The 4,025-nt window shown below is 64.5% G+C and carries 2 protein-coding genes; both read left to right on the top strand.

The annotated features are described in order from the left end of the window. Positions 1-426: 426 nt before the first annotated feature. Positions 427-819, top strand: a complete 393-nt coding sequence (gene gcvH / locus AC4FAH_RS01165; RefSeq protein ID WP_043334495.1) for a glycine cleavage system protein GcvH — start codon at positions 427-429, stop codon at positions 817-819. 311 nt (positions 820-1,130) lie between these two features. Beyond that, positions 1,131-4,025, top strand: a complete 2,895-nt coding sequence (gcvP, locus tag AC4FAH_RS01160) for an aminomethyl-transferring glycine dehydrogenase (protein ID WP_215824173.1) — start codon at positions 1,131-1,133, stop codon at positions 4,023-4,025.

The raw sequence follows: 4,025 nt of genomic DNA, 5'->3' as shown, positions 1-4,025 counted from the left end.
CTTCACGACACAACATGGAAACAAGTTTCCGATAAGAAACTGTCGGCACCATAACGCGAGTTTGAGCGCCTCGCAACAGTGACCCGGACATCCTCGCCCACTGGCGCGACCGATCTCCCGCGCTGCTGCAATGCACTCAACCTCTCACGAGGTGTCACGGCGCGCTGGAAAGGCGCTGGGCGGCCTGGCCAGCGATGCACATCCATGGGCCAGGCAGGCCCGTGATGGCGGGCTTCATGAGTGAACCACGCAAGACACTGGACGCCCGAAGAGTGACAGACCACGATAGAGGTACGGCCGTCAGCAATACACGCCCAAAGTCGTAGCATCACGCGGCAGTCTGCCACTGCCACACGCCGGGACCTTGGGGCATAATGACGTACCGATTCCCTGAATCAGAAAATCTTTTCACATAGGAAAACACTCATGAGCAATATTCCCGCCACGCTGAAGTACACCGAGAGTCACGAGTGGGTTCAGGACAACGGTGATGGCACCGTGACCATCGGGATCACCGACCACGCCCAGGAAGCGCTGGGCGACGTCGTCTTCGTCGAACTGCCGGAAGTCGGCCGTGAGCTGGCGCTGGAAGAAGAGTTCGGGGTCATCGAGTCCGTCAAGGCGGCCTCTGATCTGTACGCGCCGCTGGCCGGTGAAGTCATCGCCGTCAACGAGAGCCTCGAAGACGCGCCGGAATCCGTCAACGAAAGCCCCTATGACGATGCCTGGATTCTGAAGATGAAGGTCGCTGACAGCGCCGAACTCGACAAGCTGCTCGACGCTGATGCCTATTCTCAGCTGGTCGAAAGCGAAGCCTGATCGCCGTCAACCTCCTGTCCATGCCGCAGACGCTCAGGGCAGGAGGTTTCAGCGCCTTTCCGCGCTCGCATATAGCCGCACTCGCGCACAGCCACCCTCGTGACTGCGCCACCCCGTTTCGATGGCACGACGCCCCTGACACGACCGCCCTTGCAGGTCGCGCGGGGAGTGAAGCAACTGCAGCATGCTCGGCAGTGATGTCGATGCCCCCATGATTCCCGACGCCCTGCCCGCCGCTTCCTCGCTGGCACGGTGATGTTCCTCCCGCGGACTGCCCTCTGCAGTCCCCGTTGCAGCACAGGATTTCTTGCATGGCTCACGAGACGCTTACCCTGGCCCAGCTGGCCGGACACGACGATTTCATCTCCCGCCACAATGGGCCGACCGATGCCAATGTGACGCGCATGTTGGCGACGCTGGGCGAAGAGAGCATCGCCACGCTCATCGACCGCACGGTGCCCACCGCCATTCGTCTGGGCCGTGAGCTGGATCTCGAAGGGCCACGCACGGAATCCGAAGCACTGGACTACCTGAAGCGCCTCGCGCGTCAGAACAAGGTGTTCAAGACCTATATCGGTCAGGGTTACCACAACACCCACCTGCCGGCGGTCATCCAACGCAACGTGCTGGAAAATCCGGGCTGGTACACCGCCTATACGCCGTATCAGCCGGAAATCGCCCAGGGCCGTCTCGAAGGACTGCTCAACTTCCAGCAGGCGGTGATGGACCTGACCGGCATGGAGCTGGCCAACGCCAGCCTGCTGGACGAAGCCACCGCCGCTGCCGAGGCCATGGCGCTGTGTCAACGCGGCAACAAGAAGAGCAAGAGCAAGCGCTTCTTCATCGCCGATGACGTGCTGCCGCAGACCCTGGACGTCATGCGCACCCGCGCCGACTACTTCGGCTTCGAGCTGATCATCGATGCCGCCGAGAACGTCGGCGAGCACGACATCTTCGGCGCCCTCTTCCAGTATCCGGGCAACACCGGTCAGGTGCGCGACCTCGCGCCGCTGCTGGACGCCGCGCGCGCCAATGGCGCGATGAGCGTGGTGGCCGCCGACCTGCTGAGCCTGGTGCTGCTCAAGTCGCCGGGCAGCCTCGGCGCCGACATCGTCGTCGGTACCTCCCAGCGCTTCGGCGTGCCGATGGGCTTCGGCGGCCCGCACGCGGCCTTCTTCGCCACCACCGACAAGCTCAAGCGCTCCATCCCGGGCCGCATCATCGGCGTCTCCAAGGACTCACGCGGCAACCCGGCACTGCGCATGGCGATGCAGACCCGCGAGCAGCACATCCGCCGCGAGAAGGCGACCTCCAACATCTGTACCGCCCAGGCACTGCTGGCCAACATCGCCGGCTTCTACGCCGTCTATCACGGTGCCGAGGGCCTCAAGCGCATCGCCACCCGCGTGCATCGCCTGACCAGCATTCTCGCCGAGGGCGTCAGCCGTTGCGGCATGGCACTGGCCCACGACAGCTGGTTCGATGCCATCACCGTGACCGGCGTGGATGAGGGCAAGATCCACGGTCGCGAGCTGACCCACGAGATCAACCTGCGCCACCACGGCGACGGCCGCATCACCATCAACCTCGACGAGACCACCACCGCCGCTGACGTCGGCGTGCTGTTCGACGTGCTGCTCGGCGAGGAGCACGGCCTGTCCGTCGCCGCGCTGGACCAGGACCTGCTGGCCAAGGGCGCAAGCGCGATTCCGGCGGCCTGCCAGCGTGACAGCGACTTCCTGACCCACCCGACCTTCAGCCGCTACCACTCGGAAACCGAGATGCTGCGCTACCTGAAGCGTCTGGAGAACAAGGACCTGTCGCTGACCCACGCGATGATTCCGCTGGGCAGCTGCACCATGAAGCTGAACGCCACCACCGAGATGATCCCGGTCACCTGGCCCGAATTCGCCAACGTCCATCCCTTCGCACCGTCGGATCAGGTAGTCGGCTACAAGCAGATGATCGATGAGCTGTCCGCTTTCCTGGTCGAGATCACCGGCTACGACGCCATCTCCATGCAGCCGAACTCGGGCGCGCAGGGGGAATACGCGGGGCTGGTCGCGATCCGTCGCTACCAGGCCTCCATCGGCGAAGGCGCGCGCGACATCTGCCTGATCCCCAGCTCCGCCCACGGCACCAACCCGGCCTCCGCCGCGATGGCCGCCATGAAGGTGGTGGTGGTCGAGTGCGACGCCAACGGCAACATCGACATCGCCGACCTGCGCGCCAAGGCCGAGCAGCACAGCGACAAGCTGTCCGCGATCATGATCACCTACCCGTCCACCCACGGCGTGTTCGAGGAAACCGTGCGCGAGGCCTGTCAGGTCGTTCACGACCACGGCGGCCAGGTCTACATCGACGGCGCCAACATGAACGCTCAGGTCGGCATCTGCCGCCCGGGTGACTTCGGCGGCGATGTCTCGCACCTCAACCTGCACAAGACCTTCTGCATTCCCCACGGTGGCGGCGGCCCGGGCATGGGCCCGATCGGCATCAAGGCCCACCTGGCGCCGTTCGTCTCCAACCACGTGGTCACCCCGCTGGAAGGCGTGAAGCCGGAATGCACCGCCGTCTCGGCCGCCGCCTTCGGTTCCGCGGCGATCCTGCCGATCTCCTGGGCCTACATCAAGATGATGGGCGCGCAGGGGCTGCGTGAAGCCACCGAGCTTGCGATCCTCAACGCCAACTACATCGCCACGCGTCTCGATGGGCACTATCCGGTGCTCTATCGCGGCAAGAACGGCACCGTGGCGCATGAGTGCATCATCGATATCCGCCCGCTGAAGGCCGCTTCCGGCATCAGCGAGGAAGACATCGCCAAGCGTCTGATCGACTACGGCTTCCACGCGCCGACCATGTCGTTCCCGGTGGCGGGCACGCTGATGGTCGAGCCCACCGAGTCCGAGTCGCTCTACGAGATCGACCGTTTCTGTGAGGCGATGATCGCGATTCGCGCCGAGATCACCCGTGTCGAGCAAGGTGAGTGGACCCTGGAAGACAACCCGCTGGTGCACGCGCCGCACACCCAGGCCGACCTGATGGACGCCGAGTGGACGCGCAGCTACTCCCGCGAGATCGGCGCCTTCCCCAGCGAGCACGTCAAGGCCGCCAAGCAGTGGCCGGCGGTCAACCGGGTCGACAACGTGCACGGCGATCGTCAGTTGATCTGCTCCTGCCCGAGCATCGATCTCTACCGTGATTGA

It is taken from the genome of Cobetia sp. (genome assembly GCF_983723665.1).
The sequence above is the reverse complement of the archived record's forward strand: the minus strand, read 5'-3'. Positions and strand labels throughout refer to the sequence as shown.

What these genes read in the sequence shown, in the direction of transcription:
- gcvH (WP_043334495.1), top strand. Translation starts at nt 427, where the DNA reads ATGAGCAATATTCCCGCCACGCTGAAGTACACCGAGAGTCACGAGTGG.
- gcvP (WP_215824173.1), top strand. Translation starts at nt 1,131, where the DNA reads ATGGCTCACGAGACGCTTACCCTGGCCCAGCTGGCCGGACACGACGAT.